General features: G+C 64.4%; 36 protein-coding genes, 1 tRNA gene and 1 pseudogene. 19 read left to right on the forward strand and 19 right to left on the reverse strand.

What is annotated here, in order from left to right:
* Positions 1-93 precede the first annotated feature (93 nt).
* The gene (locus A7A08_RS07810; protein WP_069094940.1) at positions 94-522 is read left to right on the forward strand and encodes an EamA family transporter; all 429 of its coding nucleotides are present in this window, start codon (positions 94-96) and stop codon (positions 520-522) included.
* Between the two features lie 124 nt (positions 523-646).
* Positions 647-1723 (forward strand): fatty acid desaturase family protein, encoded by a 1077-nt coding sequence (locus A7A08_RS07815; RefSeq protein ID WP_069094941.1) that lies wholly within the window; start codon positions 647-649, stop codon positions 1721-1723.
* 1 nt (position 1724) lies between these two features.
* On the opposite strand, the gene A7A08_RS16235 is transcribed toward A7A08_RS07815, so the two are convergent.
* Together A7A08_RS16235 and A7A08_RS07820 are read right to left on the reverse strand one after the other, a co-directional pair.
* On the reverse strand, positions 1725-1862 hold the full coding sequence (locus A7A08_RS16235; RefSeq protein WP_169822954.1) for a hypothetical protein: 138 nt from the start codon (positions 1860-1862) through the stop codon (positions 1725-1727).
* Entirely contained in the window at positions 1852-2208 is a 357-nt protein-coding gene (locus A7A08_RS07820) for a hypothetical protein (RefSeq protein ID WP_069094942.1), read from the reverse strand. Before A7A08_RS07820 ends, A7A08_RS16235 begins: the two co-directional genes overlap by 11 nt.
* A gap of 84 nt (positions 2209-2292) precedes the next feature.
* Here A7A08_RS07820 and A7A08_RS07825 point away from each other — a divergent pair, with 84 nt between their 5' ends.
* Positions 2293-2817, forward strand: coding sequence for a mismatch-specific DNA-glycosylase (locus A7A08_RS07825; RefSeq protein ID WP_069094943.1), 525 nt, complete (start codon positions 2293-2295; stop codon positions 2815-2817).
* Here A7A08_RS07825 and A7A08_RS07830 read toward each other — a convergent pair.
* Entirely contained in the window at positions 2814-3314 is a 501-nt protein-coding gene (locus A7A08_RS07830; protein WP_069094944.1) for a hypothetical protein, read from the reverse strand. The genes A7A08_RS07825 and A7A08_RS07830 overlap by 4 nt on opposite strands.
* A gap of 118 nt (positions 3315-3432) precedes the next feature.
* On the opposite strand from A7A08_RS07830, the gene A7A08_RS07835 reads away from it, so the two are divergent.
* From A7A08_RS07835 to A7A08_RS07860, 6 genes are all read left to right on the forward strand, one after another.
* A complete protein-coding gene (locus A7A08_RS07835) occupies positions 3433-3678 on the forward strand; it encodes a DUF2188 domain-containing protein (protein WP_069094945.1) in 246 nt (81 codons plus the stop codon).
* Between the two features lie 196 nt (positions 3679-3874).
* The gene (locus tag A7A08_RS07840; protein ID WP_069094946.1) at positions 3875-4294 is read left to right on the forward strand and encodes an SPOR domain-containing protein; all 420 of its coding nucleotides are present in this window, start codon (positions 3875-3877) and stop codon (positions 4292-4294) included.
* Positions 4295-4385: 91 nt separating this feature from the next.
* Entirely contained in the window at positions 4386-5705 is a 1320-nt protein-coding gene (locus tag A7A08_RS07845) for an SAM-dependent methyltransferase (RefSeq protein WP_245290846.1), read from the forward strand.
* 39 nt (positions 5706-5744) lie between these two features.
* A complete protein-coding gene (locus A7A08_RS07850) occupies positions 5745-6716 on the forward strand; it encodes a magnesium transporter CorA family protein (RefSeq protein WP_069094948.1) in 972 nt (323 codons plus the stop codon).
* Positions 6717-6808: 92 nt separating this feature from the next.
* A complete protein-coding gene (locus tag A7A08_RS07855; RefSeq protein ID WP_141693902.1) occupies positions 6809-7150 on the forward strand; it encodes a hypothetical protein in 342 nt (113 codons plus the stop codon).
* Positions 7151-7318: 168 nt separating this feature from the next.
* Positions 7319-9169 (forward strand): monovalent cation:proton antiporter-2 (CPA2) family protein, encoded by a 1851-nt coding sequence (locus A7A08_RS07860; protein ID WP_069094950.1) that lies wholly within the window; start codon positions 7319-7321, stop codon positions 9167-9169.
* On the opposite strand, the gene A7A08_RS07865 is transcribed toward A7A08_RS07860, so the two are convergent.
* From A7A08_RS07865 to A7A08_RS07875, 3 genes and pseudogenes are all read right to left on the reverse strand, one after another.
* Complete coding sequence (locus A7A08_RS07865) at positions 9111-9920, reverse strand: alpha/beta fold hydrolase (protein WP_169822955.1); 810 nt, start codon at positions 9918-9920, stop codon at positions 9111-9113. The two genes, A7A08_RS07860 and A7A08_RS07865, sit on opposite strands and share 59 nt — an antisense overlap.
* A gap of 51 nt (positions 9921-9971) precedes the next feature.
* Positions 9972-10862 (reverse strand): annotated as a pseudogene (gene rpoH / locus A7A08_RS07870) (RNA polymerase sigma factor RpoH); the annotation flags it as partial.
* A gap of 778 nt (positions 10863-11640) precedes the next feature.
* Entirely contained in the window at positions 11641-12675 is a 1035-nt protein-coding gene (locus A7A08_RS07875; protein WP_069094952.1) for an RluA family pseudouridine synthase, read from the reverse strand.
* Positions 12676-12732: 57 nt separating this feature from the next.
* Between A7A08_RS07875 and A7A08_RS07880 the strand changes: the two genes are divergently transcribed.
* The 3 genes from A7A08_RS07880 (at position 12733) to A7A08_RS07890 (ending at position 15308) form a co-directional block, all read left to right on the forward strand.
* On the forward strand, positions 12733-13140 hold the full coding sequence (locus A7A08_RS07880) for a DUF6476 family protein (RefSeq protein WP_069094953.1): 408 nt from the start codon (positions 12733-12735) through the stop codon (positions 13138-13140).
* Positions 13141-13337: 197 nt separating this feature from the next.
* On the forward strand, positions 13338-15170 hold the full coding sequence (locus tag A7A08_RS07885) for a glycoside hydrolase family 15 protein (RefSeq protein ID WP_069094954.1): 1833 nt from the start codon (positions 13338-13340) through the stop codon (positions 15168-15170).
* 62 nt (positions 15171-15232) lie between these two features.
* Positions 15233-15308, forward strand: a tRNA-Glu gene (locus tag A7A08_RS07890).
* Positions 15309-15321: 13 nt separating this feature from the next.
* Here the strand turns inward: A7A08_RS07890 and A7A08_RS07895 are convergent.
* The 13 genes from A7A08_RS07895 to A7A08_RS07955 form a co-directional block, all read right to left on the reverse strand.
* Complete coding sequence (locus A7A08_RS07895) at positions 15322-15726, reverse strand: GIY-YIG nuclease family protein (RefSeq protein WP_069094955.1); 405 nt, start codon at positions 15724-15726, stop codon at positions 15322-15324.
* A 106-nt stretch (positions 15727-15832) separates the two neighbouring features.
* Positions 15833-16486 carry a tyrosine-type recombinase/integrase gene (locus tag A7A08_RS07900; protein WP_083226572.1) on the reverse strand — a complete coding sequence of 218 codons (654 nt, stop codon included), beginning with the start codon at positions 16484-16486 and terminating at the stop codon, positions 15833-15835.
* Positions 16423-16920, reverse strand: a complete 498-nt coding sequence (locus A7A08_RS07905) for a hypothetical protein (protein ID WP_069094957.1) — start codon at positions 16918-16920, stop codon at positions 16423-16425. The genes A7A08_RS07900 and A7A08_RS07905 overlap by 64 nt, the downstream gene beginning before the upstream one ends.
* Positions 16907-17158 (reverse strand): helix-turn-helix transcriptional regulator, encoded by a 252-nt coding sequence (locus A7A08_RS07910; protein WP_069094958.1) that lies wholly within the window; start codon positions 17156-17158, stop codon positions 16907-16909. Before A7A08_RS07910 ends, A7A08_RS07905 begins: the two co-directional genes overlap by 14 nt.
* A complete protein-coding gene (locus tag A7A08_RS07915) occupies positions 17151-17486 on the reverse strand; it encodes a hypothetical protein (protein ID WP_069094959.1) in 336 nt (111 codons plus the stop codon). Before A7A08_RS07915 ends, A7A08_RS07910 begins: the two co-directional genes overlap by 8 nt.
* Complete coding sequence (locus A7A08_RS07920; RefSeq protein ID WP_069094960.1) at positions 17486-18376, reverse strand: phage Gp37/Gp68 family protein; 891 nt, start codon at positions 18374-18376, stop codon at positions 17486-17488. Before A7A08_RS07920 ends, A7A08_RS07915 begins: the two co-directional genes overlap by 1 nt.
* Entirely contained in the window at positions 18376-18633 is a 258-nt protein-coding gene (locus tag A7A08_RS07925; RefSeq protein ID WP_069094961.1) for a hypothetical protein, read from the reverse strand. The genes A7A08_RS07920 and A7A08_RS07925 overlap by 1 nt, the downstream gene beginning before the upstream one ends.
* On the reverse strand, positions 18630-18851 hold the full coding sequence (locus tag A7A08_RS07930; protein WP_069094962.1) for a hypothetical protein: 222 nt from the start codon (positions 18849-18851) through the stop codon (positions 18630-18632). Before A7A08_RS07930 ends, A7A08_RS07925 begins: the two co-directional genes overlap by 4 nt.
* Positions 18848-19165, reverse strand: a complete 318-nt coding sequence (locus A7A08_RS07935; RefSeq protein WP_169822956.1) for a hypothetical protein — start codon at positions 19163-19165, stop codon at positions 18848-18850. Before A7A08_RS07935 ends, A7A08_RS07930 begins: the two co-directional genes overlap by 4 nt.
* Positions 19162-19644, reverse strand: a complete 483-nt coding sequence (locus A7A08_RS07940) for a hypothetical protein (RefSeq protein ID WP_141693904.1) — start codon at positions 19642-19644, stop codon at positions 19162-19164. The genes A7A08_RS07935 and A7A08_RS07940 overlap by 4 nt, the downstream gene beginning before the upstream one ends.
* Before the next feature lie 348 nt (positions 19645-19992).
* A complete protein-coding gene (locus A7A08_RS07945; protein ID WP_069094965.1) occupies positions 19993-20580 on the reverse strand; it encodes a hypothetical protein in 588 nt (195 codons plus the stop codon).
* 38 nt (positions 20581-20618) lie between these two features.
* Positions 20619-20939, reverse strand: a complete 321-nt coding sequence (yecR, locus tag A7A08_RS16240) for a YecR family lipoprotein (protein ID WP_069094966.1) — start codon at positions 20937-20939, stop codon at positions 20619-20621.
* Between the two features lie 74 nt (positions 20940-21013).
* A complete protein-coding gene (locus A7A08_RS07955; protein WP_069094967.1) occupies positions 21014-21592 on the reverse strand; it encodes an XRE family transcriptional regulator in 579 nt (192 codons plus the stop codon).
* 92 nt (positions 21593-21684) lie between these two features.
* Here A7A08_RS07955 and A7A08_RS07960 point away from each other — a divergent pair, with 92 nt between their 5' ends.
* The 7 genes from A7A08_RS07960 to A7A08_RS07980 all read left to right on the forward strand — a co-directional run bounded on the left by A7A08_RS07960 (position 21685) and on the right by A7A08_RS07980 (position 23989).
* Complete coding sequence (locus A7A08_RS07960; protein WP_069094968.1) at positions 21685-21912, forward strand: helix-turn-helix domain-containing protein; 228 nt, start codon at positions 21685-21687, stop codon at positions 21910-21912.
* A 176-nt stretch (positions 21913-22088) separates the two neighbouring features.
* Entirely contained in the window at positions 22089-22487 is a 399-nt protein-coding gene (locus A7A08_RS07965) for a hypothetical protein (protein ID WP_069094969.1), read from the forward strand.
* A gap of 63 nt (positions 22488-22550) precedes the next feature.
* A complete protein-coding gene (locus A7A08_RS16245) occupies positions 22551-22727 on the forward strand; it encodes a hypothetical protein (RefSeq protein WP_169822958.1) in 177 nt (58 codons plus the stop codon).
* Positions 22724-23071 (forward strand): hypothetical protein, encoded by a 348-nt coding sequence (locus A7A08_RS07970; RefSeq protein WP_069094970.1) that lies wholly within the window; start codon positions 22724-22726, stop codon positions 23069-23071. The genes A7A08_RS16245 and A7A08_RS07970 overlap by 4 nt, the downstream gene beginning before the upstream one ends.
* Positions 23071-23595: a DUF3310 domain-containing protein gene (locus tag A7A08_RS15565; protein ID WP_208430593.1), complete on the forward strand. Its 525-nt coding sequence runs from the start codon at positions 23071-23073 to the stop codon at positions 23593-23595. The genes A7A08_RS07970 and A7A08_RS15565 overlap by 1 nt, the downstream gene beginning before the upstream one ends.
* Positions 23592-23756, forward strand: a complete 165-nt coding sequence (locus A7A08_RS16250) for a hypothetical protein (protein ID WP_169822959.1) — start codon at positions 23592-23594, stop codon at positions 23754-23756. The genes A7A08_RS15565 and A7A08_RS16250 overlap by 4 nt, the downstream gene beginning before the upstream one ends.
* Positions 23756-23989, forward strand: coding sequence for a hypothetical protein (locus tag A7A08_RS07980; RefSeq protein WP_069094971.1), 234 nt, complete (start codon positions 23756-23758; stop codon positions 23987-23989). Before A7A08_RS16250 ends, A7A08_RS07980 begins: the two co-directional genes overlap by 1 nt.
* Positions 23990-23991 lie beyond the last annotated feature (2 nt).

Genomic DNA, 23991 nt, shown 5'->3' on the forward strand with positions numbered 1-23991 from the left:
GTCGCCGGTCTTTCCGGCGGCCCTTTTTTACGGGCCTCCGGCAGGATCGGGTTATCCTTCCTCCGAGCTTGAGATGAGCCTCGGGGGGACGCGATGCAGACATACGTTTTATGGGCGCTGCTCGGCATGCTCGGCTATTCCTTCATGACCCTGTTCGTGAAGCTGGCCGAGCGGAGCGGCAGCGCGTCGACCTACATGGTCTTGGCGGTCTCGACGACGATCGTGTCGGTCGCCGCCATCATGGTAGTCGCCGGACGGGGCGAGCTGAAGAGCCTCGTTTTCGAGCTGGAACGACCGCCGCTGCTCTGGGCCATCGCAGGCGGGCTCGCGCTGACGGTCGCCGTCTTTTCGCTCTTCCATGCGCTCTCCCTCGGACCGTCCAATATCGTCATCCCGATCTACGGGATGTTCATCGTCGGAGGGGCGCTGCTGGGCGTGCTCGTGCTGGGCGAACCCATGCCTTGGTACCGTGGGCTTGGGTTGCTGGCTGCGGTGATCGGGGTGGTGCTGATCGCCATCTGAAGGCGCGCCGGCTCAGGAGCCGGAAATTCTCTTTATCCGTCAAGGTCTAGACACAGGCGAGGCGTAGGGTCCAGGCTCTGCAACTCACGCGGCGGACAAAATCGATAAGACGGAAGAGGCCCCAATGCCCGATCTCACCAAGGTCAAACGCGCGCTCGCCTACTTGCGGGAGGAGATCCCGGCTGAGGACATCTCCAAGAACGCCTCGGTGGAGCATCCGCACAATACCGCGCGGGTTGTCCCGGAGCGTCTGCCGCCGCAGGCCGTGAAGGCCCTGTCGCAGCTGGAGCCCTGGAAGGCGGTGAGCGCGACGCTGGCCCAGTGGGCCGGAATGGCGCTGGCGATCGTGCTCTGCACCCTCTACTGGAACTGGGCGCTCTATCTGGTCGCGGTGATGTTCATCGGCGCGCGGCAGCATGCCCTGCTGATCCTGGGCCACGACGCCTCCCATTACCGCACCTTGAAGTCGCGCTGGCAGAACGATCTCTTCGCCAACCTCTTCATGATGTGGCCGACCTTCGCCTCGGTGGAGGCGTTCCGGAAATTCCACGCGACCCATCACCAGTACACAAACCTGCCCGACGATGGGAATCGGCATATCTGGTACACCCATGATGCGGCGGGCGAGCTGGCGCCTGACTGGCAGTTCCCGAAGACGCGGTTCGGCCTCTTCCTGGTGCTGCTGCGCCGGGGGCTTTTCCTCACAGGTCTGTTCTGGATCGTGCGTGGCTTGATCGGCTCGACGCTCGTTCCGTCGCCGGGCTGGATGCGCGCGGCGCGCCTCGCCTTCTATGGCGGGGTCGCAATCGCGCTCACCGTGTTCGGCGGCTGGACCGCATTTCTGCTCTACTGGATCGTGCCGTTCTGCACCTGGCATATCGTCGTCCAGTATGTGCGGCTGATCTGCGAGCATAGCGGGGTGGAAGCGGACGAAGAGGAATACGCGATCACGCGGAGCACCATTCCGACGCTGATCGAACGGATCTTCATCCTGCCCTGCAATGTCGGCTACCACATCGAGCATCACTGGTATCCCAGCGTGCCGTTCTACAATCTGCCGGCATTGCACGCGGCGCTGATGGAGCGGGACGGCTTCCGTGACAATGCTGTGGTCACCAAATCGGTCTTCGCGTCCTTGAGCGAATGCGTGGACCGGGCCGCACAGGGGGCCGGCCGGCCGGTGACCCAGGGCGGGCGTTAGCCTATCGCACAGGCTTTAGGTGGAAGACGGTGCGGCCGTCGGCCACCTCCTTGCTGACTTCGAAAGTGTCCTTCACCTGGATCCTGACTATGCCCGTGCCACGGCCCTTCAGCGGATAGGCCTTTCCGTCATCGGCCATGATCTGAAAATTCACGCTGCAATCCGGTTTGCCCTCGATTGGGATCGGGATCACCTCGCCTTTGATCTCGCCGCCGAAGCGGATCCTCGGCGCTCTTGGTGGGGAAGCATTCTTCCGCGATGCGGTAATGCTCGTCGATGGCGATGTCGGCATTCACGGTGTCGATATAGACGGTCTTGCCGTCCAATCGATCTAGGAGGTTGGCGGTATCCGCATTCTCAGGCTCCGCCATTGTGGTGAAGATCTCCTCGATCTTCGGCGCCTCATCTGCGAGGGCCGGCGGGACGCTCAGGCCGACGGCGAGGAGAAGCAGAGCAGGGGCGGTGGCTATGGGTATGCGAAGCATGGAACGGGCCTTGCGGTTTTCAACGAGACGCGACTCATTCAATGAGAAGCGGGCGAAGAAGGCAATCTCTGGAGGGATGTGGCGATGAGTGTGGCGCTGGATGCGAGACAGGAGCAGCTTCCCGATTTGCTGGCGCCGGGGCTGGATATCGTCTTCGCAGGCGCGCAAGCCGGCGGGTGCTCGGCGAAGGCCGGGGCCTATTTCGCCGGACGGGGCAACCAGTTTTGGCCGACGCTCTATGAGATCGGCCTGACGCCGCGGCTGTTTCAGCCGGAGGATTATCGAGAAGCGCTCGATCTCGGCTTCGGGTTCACGGATCTCGTGAAAGTCGCCGGCGAGAAAGAGCGGAACGTGAAGCCCACGGCCGACGATCTCGCCGCGTTCGAGGCGAAGATGGAGAAGGCCGCCCCGCGCGCTATCGCTTTCACGTCGAAGGGCGCCGGGGCCTTTTGGCTGAAGCTGCCGGCCGCCAAGATCGATTACGGCCTCCAGGCCGAGACAGGACCCGGCGGCGCGGCGCTCTTCATCCTGCCATCACCCTCGGGCGCGGCCCGCAAGAGCTGGGACCTTGCGCCCTGGCGGGAGCTGGCGGCGTGGGTGAAGGGCTAGGCGCCCAGCGCCCGCTCCGGGTGGAAGCGCCGGAGCGCCAGGTATCCCAGCATCAAGAACGCGAGCAGCAATGCGCCTTGGGCCGCCATGAAGGGCGGCTCATTGCCGTTCGGGGCCAGCATGTTCAGCGGTCCGATCTTCTGGAAGCTCTGCACTACGCCGACGAAGCAGTTCAGGTAGAGGGCGAACAGGGCCGATGCGACATAGATCCAGCGCCAATGCCCTCGAAGATGGAAGAGGTAGTAGCTCGCCAGCGCGATCGCCACGACGGTCGTCGTGATGATCCCGACGATGATCGCGGGTGTGAGGGTGGTCACGGGGAAGAGGAAGCCGGTGATGCTGGTCAGGAGAGTCGACCAGAGGAACAGACCGGTCCACCGGCTCGGCTGTTCCGACGTGATCATCGCGAACAGGGTCAGTAGGCCGGCGGCAATTCCGATGAGGCTGATGACGACGTGAATGAGCGTAAACGTCTGAAGCGAAACACCGAGGACCATCCCAATTCTCCTTGATGGATGCGGCCGCACCGGCCGGCGGCCGGAACCCCGCGCTTTGCGTCAGCGTTTCGCCGCCTTATCCTTGCGTGTGATTGTTCGGGAGGAGGCATCGAAACCCATGACGAAAATCACCTATCACGTGGTCGAGCACGACGGCGGCTGGGCCTACAAGCTCGGCGATGTCTATTCGGAGACGTTCCCGTCCCACGATGCGGCGCTGGGCGCGGCGAAACGTGCGGCGGCGGAGCAGCAGCTCGGCGGCTCCACCACGGCGATCCAGTGGGAAGATGCGAAAGGCAAGTGGCACGAGGAGCTGTCGCGCGGCGACGACCGGCCTCAGACGGAGGTCGAGGACGACAGTTAGCGAAGTCGAAGGCCCAGCCGCTGACGTGGAAGGCCATGGGCGCGCTCCGGTGCGATGTTTCGGCTCGGATATTAAGCGGGAAGGCGCGACCGGAATACGACAATCTTGGGCATGGATGACGCGACGCGTAGCGGATTGTTTACGGGCATTTTGCGATTCCCTCGCCTCGGTGCGGAAGCCATGGCATTGTGATCCCATGAGATGCACAAGGTTCAATTTCGGTGTCGCGACCGCGCTCGCGCTGGCCATCGGCTTCGCGGTTTCGAGCGCGCAGGCCGAGCCCAACTACGCCGCGGGTCAGCTCACGCCCTGTGTGAGTGCCGAGAAGGCGAAGGATTTCGTCAACGGCCCCGATTCCGGGCTTTCGGATTGGGGGGCGGAGGTGGCCAGCGGTTTCAACCGCGACAAGGCCATGGACGATTTCAAGGATCTGCAGAAGAGCCATGAGAAGCTGCTGGGCGATATGACGCCCACGGCGGTGGCCACCTGCGATCTCAGCATGGGCACCGATTTGTTCTATTCGATCCGCCTGCCGGCCGACAGCCGGGACGATGCGGACAAGCTCTGCGCCAAGCTGCAGGATGGCGGCGTCCCCTGCATCGTGCGGAAGAATTAGCTCGCGTCTCTGTCGGTGAGGCCATAGTGCCGCTTGCCCGACTCCCCCGCCCATGCTTCGTTACGGCCAACTTTGCCAGGGGGACGAAGTGGTGCAGCAAGAGACCGGCTCCAAAAAATCCGACAAGCAGCTCAAGGCCATCCGCCGCCTGATCGAGACGATCGGCGATGCGCTGGAGATCGATGCGTCCGTCGAGCTGTGGGACGGCTCGACCGTGCCGCTCGGGCGATCGGTCACGAGCCCCCTGCGGTTGACCATCGCGGGGCCGGGGGTGATCGCATCGCTGCTGCGCCGGCCGACTTTGGATCGTCTGATCCGACTCTACGCCAAGGGGCGCATCGGGATCGAAGGCGGCACGCTGGTGGATTTCGGCGAGCAACTCCAGGACCAGAGCACGCGGGCGCGGCTGAAGCATCTCGGCAAGCTTGGCGTGGCACGCATGCTGTTGCCGTTCCTTTTTGCGCCCGGCGACAAGCCTGAGGCGACGCGCGGCTACGAGGGCGATGATTCAGGCCACGGGCGACAAAAGGAAGAGAACAAGGATTTCATCCAGTTCCACTACGACGTCTCGAACGATTTCTACCGGCTCTTTCTCGATCCGCGGATGCAGTACTCCTGCGCGTATTTCACGAGCTGGGAGGGCGGAGTCGATCAGGCGCAGGCCGACAAAATGGAGATGATCTGCCGGAAGCTGCGGCTGAAGCCCGGCGACAGGTTTCTCGATATCGGCTGCGGATGGGGCGGGCTTGTCACCTATGCGGTGGAGAAGTTCGGGGTCACCGCCCACGGCATCACGGTTTCCGAACGCCAGCTCGACCATGCCAAGCAGCTCATCGCGGAGAAGGGGCTCGGCGACAAGGTGACGGTGGAGCTGAAGGACTATGCGGATCTGACGGGCGAGTACGACAAGATCGCCTCGATCGGCATGTACGAGCATATCGGCCTGGCCAATATCCCCGGGTATTTCAACAAGATGCGGAGCCTTCTGTCGGATGACGGGCTGTTCCTGAACCACGCCATCTCGCGGCGCGCGAAGAAGCGGGGCGGACGGTTCGGCAAGCGGCCGGAGCACAAGGCGATCACCCGCTACATCTTCCCCGGCGGCGAGTTGGACGATATCGGCCATTCGGTCCAGGCCATGGAGCAGACCGGGTTCGAGGTGCAGGATGTGGAGGCCTGGCGGCGCCACTATGCCCGCACGACGAAGATCTGGTGCGAGCGGCTCACGGCTCGCCGGGACGAGGCGATCGAGATGGTGGGGCCGGAGCTGACGCGCATCTGGCTGGCCTATCTCGCCGGCGTCTCGCTGTCTTTCTCGCGTGGCTCCTTGCGTATCTATCAGACCCTGGCCAGCAAGCGGGCGCGGGCGGTGCCGGAACTTCCGCCGACCCGCGCGGATCTTTATCGATAGCGGCAAGCGGGACTTGCCCAGGCATCCGAGGAGCCTGCCATGCTCACCATCTTCGAGACGGCCGAGAAGGGGCTCGCGACCCAGGAGGGTTCGCCGGCGCTCACCGACAAGGTCGTCTGGCTCGACCTCAACGATCCGACGGCCGAGGAGACGCGTTGGGTCGAAGAGACGTTGAATGTCGATGTGCCGACCCGGGCGGAGCAGGCGGAGATCGAAGTGTCGAGCCGGCTCTACAAGCAGAACGGCACGGACGTGATGACCGCGACGATCATGTATCAGGTGTTCCAGCCGCAGCCTGCTGTGACCACGGTGACCTTCATGCTCGCCGAGGACAGGCTGATAACCCTGCGATACGCCAATCCGCGCGCCTTCGAAATGTGCGTGGACCGGGCGCGCTACGAGAACGCGCCGCCGAGCAGCGGGATCGTCGTGCTCCTTCTGCTGCTGGAAGCGATCATCGACCGGACGGCGGATGCCATCGAGCGGATCCAGGGCGATGTGGACGCCCTGTCCCATACCATCTTCGAGATAAGGGGGCGGGCAGTCACCAAGCAGCGCCGGCTGGACGAGGTGCTGCGGTCCGTCGGCCAGCAGGGCGATCTCGCCTGGCGGGCCGGGGACAGCGTGCATTCTCTGGGTCGCTTGATGACTTTCTTTGCCTATACGGCCAATGAGCGGAAGGTGGACAAGCTCTTGAAGACGCGGATCCGGACCGCGTCGCGCGATGTCAGCTCCCTGTCGGATCACGTGAACTTCCTGACCGACAAGATCGTCTTCCTACTGGATGCCGTGCTCGGGATGATCACCATCGAGCAGAACAACATCACCAAGATCTTTTCGGTTGCTGCGGTGATTTTTCTTCCGCCCACCACGATTGCGTCAATTTATGGGATGAATTTCGAACATATGCCGGAGCTCGATTGGTTTTTCGGTTACCCCTTCGCCCTGTGTCTCATGGTGCTTTGCGCCCTGGGCTCCTATATCTACTGGAAGCGGAAGGGGTGGCTTTAGCACTGACGCGAGCGCCTTTGATTTCTGTATTTTAAGAGAATGCGTTCCGTTCTCGGCGCGAGAGCGAGCGCAAGCATGAAGGAGTTTTCAGCATGACGATTCGTCGCCTCACACTCATGGCTTCCGCCGCCGCTCTTACGGCCGCGTGGGCATTGCCGGCCGCGGCTGCGCCGGGCGCGGGCGTTTCGCTCCCCGCCGAGCGCGCCCACACGGCCAATGTCCAGCAGGTCGGGTGGTTCAGGAACCGCCGCGACGACACCTATTACGTCGACGGTTCGGGCGAGCATGTTCGTGCGCCGGGCGCCGATGTGGATACCAATGCCAGCGGCAGCCGGGTTCGCGCGCCGTTCGTGGATGTGGACACCCAGGGCAACGACGTTCGCGTGCGTGCGCCGTTCGTGAACATCATCCGTCCGAAGAACTGGGCCGACTAGTCCGGAGCGGACAGTTCCACTGTTTTCAGAAAGGGGCTCTCTGATGAGGGCCCCTTTTTCATTGTTGCGCGAGACGAGGTGCTTCGATTAATCCCGGTCCCGATTTCCGGCAGGACGTGATAGCCAGAGAGTCGAGGGTAAATTTGCCAAACGAGGGTAGTCTAGACGATGCACGGTGAGGAGCTGCTCAAGCTGGCGGTCTTCCTGGCGGCGGCCGCGTTTGCTGCGCCGCTCGGCCGGTGGCTGCAGATCAGCTCGGTGCTCGGCTACTTGATCGCGGGCGTGCTGATCGGCCCGTTCGGGCTCGGCCTCATCTATTCGCTCTACGACGTCGAGAACATTCTGAGCTTCGCCGAGCTCGGTGTGGTGATGCTGCTGTTCCTGATCGGGTTGGAGCTTCGCCCCATCCGGCTCTGGTCCATGCGCTCGGCCATCTTCGGGCTTGGCGGCATGCAGCTTCTGGCGACCGCCATCCTGCTCGGCGTGGGCGCGGTCCTGTTCCAGCTCGACATCAACCAGGCGATATTCATCGGCCTTGCGCTCTCGCTGTCGTCCACCGCCTTCGCCATTCAGATCCTGAACGAGAAGGGGGAGATGACGTCCCGCCACGGGCGCCTCGGCTTCACGGTGCTGCTTTTTCAGGACCTCGCCGCGATCCCGCTGATCGCTCTCGTCCCGGTCTTCGCCGTCGGCATGGGCGAAGGCTCCAAGATGGATTTGCAGGCCGCGGCCCTTGCCATCGGCACCATCGTCGGCGTGGTGGTGGTGGGCCGGTTCGTGCTCGCCCGGGTATTCAGGCTGGTCGCGATCACGGATGTGCCGGAGGCCATGACCGCCACGGCGTTGCTGACCGTCGTCGGCGTGGCACTCGTCATGGAGGAGGCCGGTCTCTCGGCCGCCCTGGGGGCGTTCATCGCCGGCGCTCTGCTCGCCGACTCCGAATACCGCCATCAAATCGAGGCGGATATCGCCCCGTTCGAGGGGCTGCTGATGGGGCTCTTCTTCCTGGCCATCGGCATGACGGTCAATTTCAGCATCCTGCTCGATCAGCCGATTCTGATCCTGGGGCTGGCCGGCGGACTGATCGCGATCAAGGCCGCGGTGCTCTATCTCCTCGGCCGCTGGTGGGGACTTTCGAACGGACCGGCCGTGCGGCTCGGCCTGGTGTTGAGCCAGGGCGGCGAGTTCGGCTTCGTTCTGTTTCAGGCCGGGGTCGCGGAGAGGGTCATCGATACACCGCTTGGCAATCTCCTGACGCTCGCCGTTACGCTGTCCATGGCGGCAACGCCGCTTCTCCTGCGCCTCGACGACATGATCCGCGGATATTTCAAGGAAGAGGCCCCTGACTACGAAACACCGCCAGAGGCGGACGGCCATGTCATCGTGGCCGGGTTCGGACGTTTCGGTCAGATCGTCGCCCGCGTGCTGCGCGCCAGGCATATCCCGTTCACGGCCCTCGATATCAGCGTGACCCAGGTGGATTTCGTGCGCCGCTTCGGCAGCAACATCTATTACGGCGATGCGGCGCGGCTCGACATCCTGCGGGCGGCTCAGGCGGACAAGGCGCGGGCTTTCGTGCTCGCCATCGACGACGTGGAGGCCTCGGTCCGGGTGGCGGAGACGGTGCGCCAGAACTTCCCGGATCTGCCGATCTATGCGCGTGCCCGAAACCGGACCCATGTACATCAACTCATGGAGCTCGGCATCACCGATATCCAGCGCGAGACGTTCCTATCGGCGCTCGAGCTTACCCGCGGCGTGCTGGGCGGTCTCGGCCTGAGCCCGCGCGAGGTGAAACGTCTGACCGACACGTTCAAGGCCCATGACGAACGTCGGCTGTATGACGACCGGCAATACTGGAGCGACGTGGAGAAGATGCGCGCCAACGTCATGTCCTCGGCGAAGGAGCTGGAGGAGCTTTTCGCCCAGGACATCCAGGATCTCGCCGACCAGGGCGAGTTCACTGATGATCAGAGAGATGGGAAAGAACCAGCCGGGCGATCTCGGATGGATGCGTGAACGGGCTCATATGGCCGGCGCGGGGGATGACCGAAAGCTCGGTGTTCGGTAGGGCCTCGTTCAGCATCTCCACGACGCGCCGGGCCGGTGCCCGTGTCTTGCCCCCGGCGATCAGCAGGGTGGGCGCCTGCACCTTCGCGTAGTCCTGCAAGGTGGTCTCCGCCTCTATGGCGACGGTGAATTCCAGCGCCACCTTCGGAATGGTCGCCGCGATCGCACGCTTGAAGCGATCGGGCGCAAGAAACCAGCGCAAGCGGCCGAGCCAGTAGCTCATGAAGGCCGCGGCGGCGCGGCGGTCGTCGCCATCGGCCACGGCGGACAGGACGCGCACGCCGAGGCGGTCGATCTCCTTCCATTCCGGACACCGCTCCTGACGCAGCAGATGAAACGAGACGGGCTCGATCAGGCAGAGGCTCTTGACGCGCTCGCCAAGGCGCATGGCCGCCTCAAGGGCCAGGGCGCCGCCATAGGAATGGCCGACGATGTGGATGGGCCCCTCGGCCTTCTCGGCGAGCTCGGTCAACACGCGAACATCGCCGTCGATGGAGAAGGGGCGATGGACGGGCCACGCGTCCGAGCGGCCATAGCCGATGAAGTCCGGCGCCAGAAAGTGCCAGTCTTCATGCAGCCGATGGATCAGCGGCAGCCATTCCTTGTGGGATGCGCTGGAGCAATGGCCGATGAGCACGGTCGGCCCGGCGCCTTCCTCCAGATAGGCGATCTTCAGATCGTCGAGCTGAAAGCTTTCCAAGTGCGGCGCGACCGCGTCTTTGGACTCCGACTCCGCCACGGGCGCGGCCGGCTAGTCGACCGAGGCCGGTTCGTACTGCTCGGCGGCCGCCTTCTGAACAGCCTTCTGCACCTTCTCGAAGGCACGCACCTCGATCTGACGGATACGCTCGCGGCTGACGCCGAACTCGCCGGACAGCTCCTCCAGGGTGAGGGGGTCCTCCGACAGACGACGCGCCTCGAAGACCCGACGCTCGCGGTCGTTGAGTCCTTCCAGAGCCTGGACAAGCAGCTCGTGACGATTGCTCTTCTCCTCGGACTCGGCGAGCAGGGTCTCCTGGTCGGTGTTCTCGTCGACCAGCCAATCCATCCATTCGCCGCCGCCTTCCGCATCGTTGCGGATGGGCGCGTTGAGGGAGGAGTCGCCGCCGAGGCGCCGGTTCATGGAGACGACGTCGTCCTCGGTGACGCCGAGGCTGGTGGCGATCTTCTTCACCTGATCGGGACGAAGATCGCCTTCGTCGAGGGCACGGAGCTGTCCCTTCATCTTGCGCAGATTGAAGAACAGCTTCTTCTGCGCGGCGGTCGTGCCCATCTTCACCAGGCTCCAGGAGCGCAGGATGTATTCCTGAATCGCTGCCCGAATCCACCACATGGCATAGGTTGCGAGACGGAACCCCTTGTCGGGATCGAAGCGCTTCACCGCCTGCATCAGCCCGACATTCCCTTCGGAGATCACCTCGCCCGTGGGCAGGCCGTAGCCGCGATAGCCCATGGCGATACGGGCCACCAGACGCAGGTGAGAGGTCACCAGCATGTGGGCGGCGTCGCGGTCGCCATGCTCCTGCCAGCTCTTGGCCAGCATGTATTCCTGCTGGGGCTCCAGCATGGGGAACTGGCGGATCTCTTCCAGGTATCGGGTCAGGCCGCCGTGAGCCGAGACGCTCGGAAGCGCGCGCGTGGTGACGCTGCGTCGGGGGGCCGGGGTCTTCTCCGCGGCACCGTCATCATCCTCGTCGTCGTCGTCGGAGGCATCGTCGTTGTCGTCGTCGAATTCTTCGTCGAATTCCTCTTCGAGCTCGGACGAGGTCTCCTCCTCCTCGGCCTCCTGATCCTCAGCCTCGGCGCTGGCCTTCGTCTTGGTCTCCTCGGACTCGGCAGCGGCGGCCTTTGTCGTCCGTTTCTTTGCAGCGGCCGTGTTCGAGGAGGTTTTCTTCGCCGAAGTCCTGGCGGTCGACTTCCGGGCGGTGGTCTTCTTCGCCGTCGTGGATGTGCCGGCCGGCTCCTTCGCTGTCGAAGACTTGGGAGCGGACGATTTCGCGGTCGTGGAACTGGCCGATTTGGAAGCGCCGGATTTGGACGGCGCGGATTTGGCGGCGGTCTTTGTCACAGGCGCCTTCTTTGCGGCCGCCGGCTTCTTGGAGGTGCCAGCCGACTTGGTGCCGGTCTGCTTCTTCGCAGCCGTCTTGTCAGCCGATTTGACGCGCGTGCCTTCGGCCGCCGACTCCGTCTTCTTGGAACCTGCGCGCATGGTCTTCGTTTGAGAACTGGCCTTCGTTTGGGAAGTCGGCTTGGCGCCGGACGCAGCCTTGCTTGCGCTGGCCGCCGTCTTCTTCTCTGGGTTGTCTGCAGCCATGAGAGCACACTCCTTGCGGCCTACCCTGCCGCAATCCCGCCACGCACGCCCCCCGGCGGCACTAGCTATAAGAGGTTTCGGTCTAGTGTTAAAGACTAGGACCTCTTCACGGTTCCTTGAAAGCCGTAATCAATTTGTCCAGGTCGGCGGGGAGCTCACTGTCGAAGGCGAGATATTCGTCTGTGGTGGGATGAATGAAAGCGAGGTGGGCGGCATGAAGGGCCTGGCGATGGAGTCCCTCCGCGACGTCCGCGAGATGATTAGGTAGGGTGCGGATCTTGGATTTAAAGCCCTTTCCGTAGAGAGGGTCGCCGATCAGCGGCGCGCCGAGATGGGCCATGTGGAGGCGGACCTGATGGGTGCGCCCCGTCGCCAGGGTGCATTCGACCAGGCTCGCGAAGGGCGCCTTCTCGTCGTCTTCCAGGACAAAGCGCTCCAGCACGCGGTAATGGGTCACAGCTTCGCGGGCGTCTGGGCGGTCGGGCTTCACCACCGCCATCTTGGTGCGATGGGTCGGGTGGCGGCCGATGGGCGCCTCCACGGTTCCTGCGGGCTTGGGCGGCGCGCCCCAGACGACTGCAAGGTAGCGGCGCTCCATGTCGCCGGTCTTGCCGTGGTCGGCGAACTGAGCGGCGAGGGATTGATGAGCGATGTCGGTCTTGGCGACGACCAATAGCCCGCTGGTCTCCTTGTCGAGACGATGGACGATGCCGGGCCGGGCCACGCCGCCGATGCCGGAGAGCTCAGATCCGCAATGGGCCAGCAGCGCATTCACCAGGGTGCCGTCCTGGTTGCCCGCACCGGGATGGACCACGAGGCCGGCGGGTTTGTCGATGACGAGGAGCTGGTCGTCCTCGTAGACGATATCGAGCTCGATCTCTTGCGCTCTCAGCCCCGACGGCTCCGGTGGGGGCAGGGTGAGCGCGAAGCGTTCGCCTTGTTTGACCCGGTATTTCGGGTCTCTTATCGTCTCGCCGCCGCGGCTGAGCTGATCCTGCCGGATCAGGTGTCCTTGGCGGATAAGGTCTTGGACCCGGGTCCGGCTGAGATCTGCGAGACGGGATGCGAGAAACCGGTCGAGCCGGTCGTTCTCGTCTGCGGCTTCGGCCTCGGCCTCCAGAATTTTTGGCGGTTCGGTCATATCAGGCGATCGGCTTGTCTCGAAAAGGGCGCGGGCCGGCAGAAGGAAATAAGACGGATGACGAATCGCGGCGACACGCCTCCCGATCTAGATAACACGCCCATCGAGGGTTCGCCCTTCACGCCGCGCCAGGTGCGCATGCTGAAGATTGCCGTGACCGTCATGGGCGTCCTGCTCGTGGCGGGCTTTCTGCTGATCATCGCCACGATTGCCTTCCAAGCAACCCAGATGGGCGTCGAGGATGCACCGGCCCAGGTGGCCGAGCGGCCATCCAAGGAGACTCCGTCGCCGATGCCGCGAGAGGCCTTCGACGTCGCGATACCCGAGGGTGCCGATGTCGCCGGGATGGATGTCGATGGAGACCGGCTGGCCCTTCATCTCAGGACCGCGAAGGGGAGTGAGGTTCTGATCGTCGACCTCAAGACCGGCCGGATCGTCTCGCGCATCGCTCTCCGGCCCGAGTAGATCCGCTTCGGAAGCCCTCGCCGGCGCCCCCGGCTCCTGGAAAACGGCCCAAAAGTTCACTTTTTGGAAGCCTCGCCGTGCTACGCAGCCGTGATAGAGGGGTGCATCGGCGCGCCTGAACGGCATCGCGCCGTCGCCATGACGCGCCCATTCGCCGGCGATCACGATTGGCTTGGACGCATACTGGACGGTTCACGATGAGCGAGCGCATCGAAGATTACGGCCTGATCGGAAACATGATCTCCGCCGCCCTGGTGAGCCGCGAGGGGTCCATCGATTGGCTTTGCATGCCGCGCTTCGATTCTCCGGCGGTGTTCGCGAGCCTGCTCGGCACCGACGAGAACGGTTTCTGGAAGATCTCGCCGAAGGGCAAGACGAGCAAGATCACCCGCCGCTATGTGCCCGACACTGCGGTGCTCGAGACACGCTTCGAGACCGCGACGGGATGCGCGACCGTGACCGACTTCATGCCGCTATCGGACGATCCGGAGAAGGTCGATTTGGTTCGCATGGTCGAGGGCGTCTCCGGCGAGGTCGATATGACCATGGAGCTGGCGCTCCGCTTCGGCTACGGCGAGTCGGTGCCGTGGGTGCACCACCGCGACTTCGGTCTTCACGCCGTGGCCGGGCCCGATACGGTCGAACTTCATACGACGCTGCCCCTCGAGGGGCGGAACATGCGTACCTACGGGCATTTCAAGGTGAAGAAGGGCGAGAGCGTTCCGATGACGCTGTCCTACCACCGGACGTATCAAAAGCCCCAATTCGTGCCGGACCGGCATGAATGCATGCTCCAGACCGTCAACTTCTGGAAGAACTGGGTGAAGCGCGGACATTTCGATCCGATCCCGGAGGCGTGGCGGGATGCGGTGATCCGCTCGATGATCACTCTCAAGCTCTGCACATTCACGCCCACGGGTGGCCTGGTCGCGGCGCCCACCACGTCGCTGCCGGAAACTTTGGGCGGGGCGCGGAACTGGGACTATCGGTTTTGCTGGCTCAGGGATTCGTCTCTCACCCTCTACGCGCTGCTCAATGGCGGCTACCGTGAAGAGGCCGAGGCGTGGCGCACGTGGCTCATGCGCGCCGTGGCTGGCGATCCGAGCCAGCTCCAGATCATGTACGGCATAGCGGGCGAGCGTTCGCTGCCGGAATACGAGCTCGACTGGCTCTCCGGATACGAGAAGAGCGCGCCGGTCCGGGTGGGCAACGCCGCCGCGAAGCAGACCCAGCTCGACGTGTTCGGCGAACTTCTGGACATGCTCCACGCGGCGCGCTGTGCGGAACTGCAGACGGAGGCGGAAGCCTGGGAGGTCGAGACCGTCCTCCTGGAGCATCTTGAGAAGAACTGGCAGTCCCTGGGGCGCGGCATCTGGGAGGTTCGCGGCGATCCGCATGCCTTCACCCATTCGCGCATGATGTGCTGGGCGGCGTTCGACCGGGCCATCGAGAGCGCGGAACGGTTCAACCTGAAGGGACCGATCGATCGTTGGCGTAAGGTCCGGGATAAGATCCACGCGGAGATCTGCGAGAAGGGGTTCGACAAGGAGCTGAACAGCTTCGTGCAGTATTACGGCGGCAAGACCCTGGATGCGGCGCTGCTTCTAATGCCGCAGCTCGGCTTCCTGCCGCCGGACGATCCGAGGGTGATCGGCACGATCGAAGCCATCGAGAAGACGCTTCTGAAGGACGGTTTCCTGCTGCGCTATTCGACCGACCATGTCGATGACGGCGTCGGGGGTCGCGAGGGCGCGTTCCTTGCCTGCAGCTACTGGCTGGCCGATGCCTACACGCTGGCCGGCCGCAGGAAGGACGCCGAGGCGATGTTCGAGCGGTTGCTGGGCATCCGGAACGAACTCGGGCTGCTGGCGGAGGAGTACGACACGGTGGCCAAGCGGCTCGTGGGCAACTTCCCGCAAGCCTTCTCCCATCTCGGGCTGATCAACTCCGCCTACAATCTCTGCGAACGCGGCGGCCCCGCGCAGCAGCGGGCGGGCAAGGACGGCCCGCCGAAGGATGGGCGCGAATAGCGCTTGATCGAGAGTGGCCTAAGCCACTATAGGTGTCGCTTCCTGCATCGCAGGCCTTCGACGCCCCGTTCGTCTAGAGGCCTAGGACGCCGGCCTCTCACGCCGGAAACAGGGGTTCGATTCCCCTACGGGGCGCCATGTCTTTTCTAAGTCATTGATTGCATTGCGCAAAAGTGGTCTTGGGACAGTGGGGGTCGGATGGTGGGACATCAAAAGCGTCCCCGACACCATAAACGGTCGCCCTTGCCATGGCTCGGGTGACTGCCGGATGGGCGTGAAACCACTCCCGTTCGATCCTGTACTTCGCCAACTGATCGTGACAGTGCCGCTCATCGTGGCGTGTGCCCGGGACGGCTAGGAAGCTATCCACTTTCCCAGGGATCGCGGTGCGCAGGTTCGATATGCGATTGAACGGGTCCGCCGAATAGCCGATCTTGATCGTGTCGCCGATGCGCAGGAAATAGACGTAGCCGGCGCGCAGTCGGGTATGCCTTGGTGCCTTCGGCGCGGGTCGCTTCTCAACCCGAACCGGCTTTTCCTGCCCCTTCGAAAACAAGCGGATTCCGTTTCGCGCGGCGGCATAGGCTCGGTCGAAGTCCGGATGCTTTGGCCCACCAGGAAGCCGGATCTGCGGCGATCCGGGGCGCCTATAGTACCACCGCTCAGCCCCTTTTGCGTCGCGGTCGCAGCGTAGATATTTTGGTCTCATCGTCACCTCTTGGGACAGAAAACTGGCGGGCCACCCCTTCGGCCAGGCGCTTTCGCTGGGCGGCTTTCGTGTAGCGGCGGGCCTCGTTCGAATTGTCGGCCCAGCCGAACCATGCGTTGAGCTGCTTCTCGCTGGCGCCGAGTTCGGCCAAGCGGCTCGATGCCGCCTTGCGGAGACCGTGGGCCGTGCAATGGGGCAACCCGGCCTTGTCGCACCAGTCGCGGAACCGGTTGCCGAAGCCAGCCGCGCTGAACGGCTTGCCGTATTCGGTCACGAGGAACGTCATCTGCCCCTTTGGCGCATGGGCCAGCTCCTCGGCGAGCGGCGGCAGGATCGGGATCGTGACGACCTCTTCATTCTTCACGGCCTTGAAGGTCAGCCATCCGTCATGGATCATCTGCCGGCCGAGCCGAACGACATCGGAGCGCCGGACGCCGGCATAGAGCAGCAGCGCGAGGGCGAGGCGCTGCTTCGTGCCGGGCGGCCAATGAGCCTCGTATTGCCGGACCTCGCCTTCGGTCCATGTGTGGAAGCCGTCGCTCTTTACGGCGAGCTTCGGAACATTGGCCGCCGGATTGTGGGTCGCCTTCTCTTCGGCGACGCCCAGCGGAACATCGCGCGCAGCGCCTTCAGCCGCGCGTTGGCGACCTCCGGGCTGTCGGCGCGCTCGTCGCGAAGCTGCCGCACGTGGCGCTCCTGCATCATTCGGAAGCGCTTGTGCCCGTGCTGCTCAGAGATCTTCGCGAGGATCCTCCGGCGGGCGGCTTGCGTGCTCGGCTTAAGGGCATGCAGGAAGTGCGGCGAGGCGGTGTAGCGGTTGACCAGCCATGCCAGGCTTTCGGGCTGCACCTTCAGCGGCTCCGGCTTCGGCGCATGGGTCGCCTCCAGCGCGCGGGCATATTCGATGTGGAAGGCCTCGGAGCCGGGGGCTTCGCGCAGCCGGATCGATCGGCCATTGCGGCGGACATAGACCCGCCCATCCCGCTCCAAACGCAGATACTTGAGCTTGAGAAGCACGGCCGCCTCGTCAGGCCGCGACATTGTCCTCGTCCCACTCATTGCGGCCGGCGTCATCTTTTAGGGCGTCGAAGGCGGCGTCAAGATCGCGGATATCCCAGATGGTGCAGCCATCGAGCTTGAACGGTTTCGGCATGCGGCCGTCGCTGACCAGCTCATCGAACTTGGTCGGGCTGACGCCGATATACTGCGCCGCCTCCGGGCGGCGGAGTCCCCGGCGGGGGCCGGGCGCGGGTTGAGGAAGGCGAACCGGCTCAGCCATCGCGCGCCTCGTCCTGGCGCTCGGCTTCCATATCGGCCGCGACAGCGGCGGTGAGCGCCTGGCGCTTCCGGCCTGCGACGCGGGCGGCTTCGCCCGCCTTCGACTTTGCCTGCTTCTCCTGGAGGTCATGGAACGCGACGTCGGCCTTTTTCTCGGCGATGCGTGCGGTCGGGCCATAGTGATAGGTGGGCTGCGCCCAGCGCCAGCCGGGTTTGCGCCCCTTGCCGACCGCCACGGGCACGGTCATGGACAGCTCGCAGACGAAGCGCCGGCTGCGGGGGCAGCTCTCGTCCCGGCATTCATAGATGTGGAAGCGGGTGGCGGGCATCAGCGCGGCTCCGGGTACGCATCGTGCAACACGCCATCGAGAAGGCGGCCGGCGTATTTCTTGCCAACCCACCTAACGACAGTACCGCCATCAAGGTAACGGTGGTCTTTGATCTTCAGCCGGGGGCCGGGGCCGATTGTTGCGACCGGCATCCACTCCCCCCATTGCTTGAAGAGGAAGGGGATTCCGGCGGCGGCGCATTGATCGCGCACGCTGCGGAACCAGTCCGGGTGCGCGGGGCGGGCGTTTGGCCCGCTCTCGCCGCCGGCGACGATCCAGTCGATGCGAAACTCTTCAAAGCCGCAATAGCAAGACCCTGCGGATGGGGTGTCCCGGCATCCATCGTCGTGAAGCCACGGTGTGAATTTCACCGGACCGAGCGCGGGCTCGTAGCTCACGAAGCGGACCGCCGCGTCATGCTTCAGCAGGTGCGGGACGTTGCGGTCAGCCGCCTCCTGATGTTCGCACGTCGTGCCGAGCCAGACCCTGCTTTTGATCTCATCCCAGAACGCGGGCAGCATCTTCTCGATATTCATTGGCCGCTTGGTGAGCAGCAGGAAGACAAGCCGATCGCATTCACGGATCAAGCCCCAGAAGTCGTCGCGCCAGAGCGTCGGGATCTGATTGTCGAAGATGTCGGCGAGGCTGGCGCAGAACACGCGGCGCGGGCGGCCGTGTTCTTCCTCGAAGGTATCGGCCTGCCGGTCCCATTTGCGAGGCTCATTCCAGGTCTTGGTGCGTCTGCGGTTGCCCTGCCATAGGTCCTCTTGGCCGGTGCGCTTTGCCCAGTCCGCCGCGTAGCAATAGTCGCAAGCCTCTGAGATCCTGGTGCAGCCAACCCATGGGTTGAAGGTGCTGTCGCACCACTCGATATCAGATGCCTCAGCCATCAAGCGGCCTCTCTGTTCGGTGCGATGATCTCGGCCAGGCGCTCGATGAGCTTGCGCATGGCTTCCATGTTCTCGATGGGGCCGAGCTCGGCCTGCTCGCCGGCGGCATAGGCGACCAGCTGGGGGCCGCGCTTGCCTGCGACGGGGCCGCAATAGAGCAGGCAGCCATCGCCCAGGCCGAGGGAGATGCTTTCTTCGGGCGCGCCGCCGCCTTCCCAGGTGATGCGGCCGCGGGTGAAGATGGTGGGCTCGGTCATATCACCCGCTTCGGGTCGATAGGGGCCGTCTGCTTTACGGTGTCAGGGACCTCGCGCAGTTCCGCCTCGAATTCGCTCTGATCTGACTCTTTCGGCGTCAGGATCAGCGGGATGAGGGCTATGACTTCGGCCCCACCCTGTGTCGCGCCGTGCCAGATCCGACATTCAATGCCGTCAACGAGCGCGAACTGCTCTTGGCTTTCGAGGGTGATCTTCACAGTCCGCACCTCCTGCGGCCCGGGGCGATTTCGCCGGTCTTGCGGGGGGTCAGCTTGGCCAGGGGTTTGCGCAGCTCGCGGTTGCTATGCAAGCCGATGACGATGGCTTCGCGCTCCTCCCCTTCCTTGCCGATCGCCTTCACGAAGAGGGCGGGGACGTGGATCTCCGCCGCGGTGGCCGTGAGCGGGCCGGGGCGCGGGTTGGGAAGGGCCAGCCAGACGGGGTCGCCATAGGCGTAGGCCGCACCTTTGACTGGCGACCCCGTCACCCTCTTTGGCTCCGAGAACTGCTTCGCTGCGGGGAGAGCGCTCATGAGAGGCTGACCCCGCAGGAATAGGAGTTGGCGGAGGCCTGCTTGTAGTCGTCGCTGCGCTTGCAGGTATCGCAGATGCGGTGGCCCGGATGGGACGATTGGAAGAGTTTGCCGCAGCCGCCGAGGCATTTGCGCATCGCCGGGGCGCGGGGCTCGGAGCGCATATGGGCCGACCAGTCCGTCCGCTCGCCCGTGGCGTTGATGATGACCCGGCGGCGGGTGCCCTTCCGCTCCAGCACAATGAGCCCGCGCTCCTGGAGCGAGCGGAAGGTATAGATCAGCCACGCATTCTGCATGTGCAGATCGTGCTGCAGGGTGAAGTTGTTGGGGCAGGGGCGGAAGCTCCGCGCCGCGCGGGTCAGCGCCGCCAGCAGCGCCATCTCCCGCGTATTCAGCGGCACGGGGCGCGCAACTGCAGCTTGCGCCTTCGCCGCCGTGCGGGCCCGGTCTTCCGGGGTGGGGCGGAAATGAATGGTCAAGGCCAGGATCCCCTTCGGCAAAGGGGCCGCGCGGCCAAGATGGAGACAATGCCGCGCGGCCGAGTCTAGGGAGGAAACGCCCCTCCGCTCGGAACACGGAGGGCAGCAATCGCGACGCGATACGGTTGACTGCTGGGACCACTATTGCCAAATAGGCAAACATGCGTCAACATATATTTGCCAAATCGGCAAATATTGACGACTCAGGGCGCAAAGATGCGCGTGCGGCAGGCGCACGACGGCAGGTTTCAGGAGTTGGGAATGGGCGGAAGAGAGCTTAGCAGACGGGGCCGGGTTAAGCTTATTCCAGGACATACGGCCTTGAGGCTCGGCGACGAGATTACCGTGTCAGATCTCCGAGGCGAGCGACACCTGCGCGTGACCCTGTTTATCGACGGCGCGGAGGAGGCAGAGGAGCCGCTGCCCGCCAAACAGCGAAATACCGTGGGCGTTTAGCAATAGAGACATGCTGGAGGCCCATGCGAGTATTTTCTGGGTGTCGGTCTCACTTGCAGCTCGATCGAGCGGCGCCATTTTCTTCACGGTTCCGCGATGAAGGATATCGCCGCATTTGGCGTGGAGGCTGAGCAGATCGGCCTTTGCAAAGGGTGGCTCTCCCGGCGTGATGTGCAGGCGATTAGGCCCCATCCGGGCGATTGTCACAGGCACCGGATAGAAGTCGGAATGTAGCCTCTCCAGATCATCCATGATCCTCTTCGGAGACCAGGCTTTCCGGAGCTTGTCCACCGGCGCGGTCCCGATGTCGCCATGCACGATCAGGCAGCCGAGCGCGATGCACTCGCATAGGAATCTGAGCTGCAGGTACAGAAATTCGCGGCGGAGGGCTGGAGGCAGGTTGAGCTCGTCGTTAAGCCCTGCCTCAATGGCTTCGAGGCGGGTCTTGATTTCCTCCAGTAGGCCCTGATACGCGCGCATAGCTGCGCGCTGCTTCCCTGTAACCGGGCGAGCCATCCCTAAGCCGGACGGGCCGCGCCGGTGCATTGATAGGTGAGGTCCACATTGAAGACCTGGCAGCCATACATGTTGCCGTCCTGGCAGGTCTTCTTCTGCCCGCCGAAGGCGGAGGCGTCGGGATAACCCCAGGCCTGGCAGCGCTGGCGGGCGAGATCCAGCCCTTCGCCGGGCTCCACCTTGGGCACGAGCAGGGCGGGATAGCTGTAGCTGAGAACCACGGTGCCGTCGGCGCGGCTGCCGCCCGTGGCGGCGAGCTCGGGATGGGTGGCGCAGCCCGCCAAGCCAAAGGTGATCGCGATAAGAACGTACCAGGTTCGCATGCCTGCCCCTCCGATTGTCTCCCCGGCAGGCACTATACCCATGGTAGAAACCGGAGGCGAGTCTTTAGGGCGCGCTAAGCCGCTCGCCGCTGCCGGCTGACCCACTTCACGAGCGCGGCGCTTTCCACGCGCTGATCCCGCATGGTGCTGGCGTTGTGGGAGACAAGGTTGAAGAGCCCGGGGGCGCTGCCGGGCTCGAGCTTCTTCAGATACTTGCTGCCGTCGGCCAGGGTGACGACGCATTCGCTGCCGATGGCGTCTGACGGGCCGACGGCCGCGCCGAAGAACACGATGTCGTTTTCCTCGTAGCGGGGAAGCATGGAGTCGCCCGTCACGACGGCCGCGACGACCTTCCCGATCCCGGCCGGGGCCTGAACCTCTGTCAGGCCGTGACCCAACGGATAATCGTCGAAGGGGATCACCTGCGCGCCCGCGCCGACGAAGCCGGCCACGGCCACGTTCTGATTCTCCGCTAGGAGATCCGCAGCCGAGACGTTGAGTGCTGCGGCTATGGCATAGAGGTGGCGCACGTCCATATTCCGCTCGCCCGTGATCAGTCGCGAAAGATAGGACGTGGAGAGGTCCACGCGCTCTGACAGGTCTTCGAGCGTGAGATCCTGTTCGGTCATAAGTGCCTGAATTCTCTCTTTCATCCCGTCACTTTTGCCATTTCGGCAAAGTTATCCAGAGCCTATCTGGCAAAAGCGTCTTGACCGAGATTGCCAAATAGGCAAATCATCGTGTCATGCGACTCGCCCAGTACCTCAAATCCACCGGTGAACGTCCGGCCGATTTCGCAAAGCGGATCGGCCGGTCGCCTTCGACCATCACCCGGCTGTTGCCGGGGGAGGATGGGACCGCTCCGAAGAGATTGCCCGGTTGGCAACTCCTCCGGGAAATCGCGAAGGCGACCCAAGGCGCAGTGACGGCAAACGACTTCCTGGATGAGCCGGCGTCGGAGGATGCCGCATGAGCCGGTCCGGCCTCGTGTTCGCCATGGAGGATTTCTCCTTCGCTGAGTTCGCGGGGGAGGGGCCGCGCTCCTGAACGGGGTGGGAGTTGCAGCGCGGCCCCTGAGTATTTGCCGCTGCCGGGTACGGGTGACGGACCCCGGCGGCGACGCGTGAAGCGTAAGCGTGGAGTAGGCGTATGAGCAGCGAAAAGCCGTGCTCGAAGCTTCAAGCATTTTTCGTGCTTGAAGGGCAGCGAATGCTCCGGGAGGCGATCGAAGCCCGCCCGGGGGACAAGCTGGAGGCCCAGGTCGCCAGCGCCGCCATCGCATTCGCCCTGCCGTTCGACTTCTGCTGGCGGGTCCATCTGGGCCGCTGCGGCCAGCGGGCTTTCCTTCGGCTCTACGACGCCTACCGCGCCTGGAAGATCGAACAAGACAGGCAGGCAAGAGCTGAAGATGTCGCGGAGCGATTGGATCAACTGGAGCGCACGCTTCAAGGCTTGGCAGACAGACTGCCGGCTGTGGCTTGCGCGCAAGCTGATCCTGACGGCCAACGCGATCGGCCTTTGCGCCTGGTGGGCGCTGCCGCCGGCTAACCGCGGGCCACGCCCTGCGGTCCGGCTGCCCTCCAAGCCGGCATCCAAAACGCGGGGGCGCCCATGAGCGCCCCATTCTCACAACATGGCGCCGCGCTGACGGTGCTGGATTTCGCACCCGTCACGCGGGCGGACGCGCTGACCGACGCGGCCGCCGCCTTCATCAGCGTCGGTATGGCGGTGCTGGTCTGCGGCCTGCTCTTCGCGGTGATCACCTATTTCACCGGGGGGCGCGGATGAGCGAAGCGCCTGCCGACACCAAGATGCTGCTGCCGATCGACCGGCTGCTCGCCTATCTGGCCCCGCTGGTGCGCAAGGCCATCGTGGAGACGCCACTGGACACCGCCACCCGCGAGGGGATGGCGGGCATGGCGGCGAACGTTCTCTACGGCCACCACACACCCGCGGAGGCGCATCTCTGTCGCGCCGTCGAGCTGCTTTGCACCCACCGCCCGAACGACGAGCACGCCTTCCGCTGTGTGGAGGCGGCCTACGAGCTCGTGCGGTGGGAGCGGCATGGCGAGGCCCGCCACGCCGACGAGATGGACGCCAAGCCCTGGCAAGCGAAGGAGGCGCATCGGTGATGCTGGCATCAAGAGATCCCGCGAAGCGGGTGGGGCAGGGGGAGCCGGTGCTGCGGCTCGGAGGAGAGCACTGGCCGGAAGATCCGGCGGCGCGGAGCGACGACATGGACCGGCTGGCGATGCCGGTGCCGGTTTCGGCTTACCAGGGTCCGGGCGACTGCTGCGAAGGCGCGCCCCTGGCCTGCCAGGTGAAACCGGACGACGAGAGCGTCGAGATCCCCGACGAGCTTGTGGAGGATACCGAGAAGCTGGTCGACCGGCTGGTGGCTGTGTTCGGCGAGGCGGAGTCGCGGGAGGGCGAAGGTGCGGTCTCGACCGTGGCGCACCCGCCGCACTACACCGCGCATCCTTCCGGTGTCGAGTGCATCACCGTGGCCGAGCACTTCAATTTCAATCTCGGCAACGTCCTCAAATATGTCTGGCGGGCCGGGCTGAAGGGCGACCATCTCGAAGACCTGGAGAAGGCGCGCCAGTATCTCGATTTCGAGATCGCCAAGCGGCGGCGGGAGGCGATCGCGCAATGATCGCCAAGCTCGCCGCCGACCCCAAGGCCATCAACTGCTTGCTGCTCTGCCTCTACGCACTGAACTGCGCGCGCTGGGCCTTCGCGAAAGAGTGGGGCGATGCGCTCTATTGGGCCGGCGCCTTCGTCATCACCATCGGCGTGACCTGGAGGCACTTCTGATGGTCCAGCTTCGCGCGCCAGATCACCGCCCTCCGGGTCCGCCGCCGCCTTCGACCAACAATGAGCGTGGCGCCGTCATCGATCTCGCTTCGCGGCGCGCGGCTGCCTGCCGGCCCTCTCTCGCGCCAGCCGCCGGCGGTTTGCGCTCCTTCTATCTCGGCTGGGCGGTGGCGGCGGGGCTCAGCCTCGCCGGGCACGCCCTGCTGCTCATCCTGCTGTTTGGAGGTGACTGACC

It is taken from the genome of Methyloligella halotolerans (genome assembly GCF_001708935.1).
GTDB lineage: Bacteria > Pseudomonadota > Alphaproteobacteria > Rhizobiales > Methyloligellaceae > Methyloligella > Methyloligella halotolerans.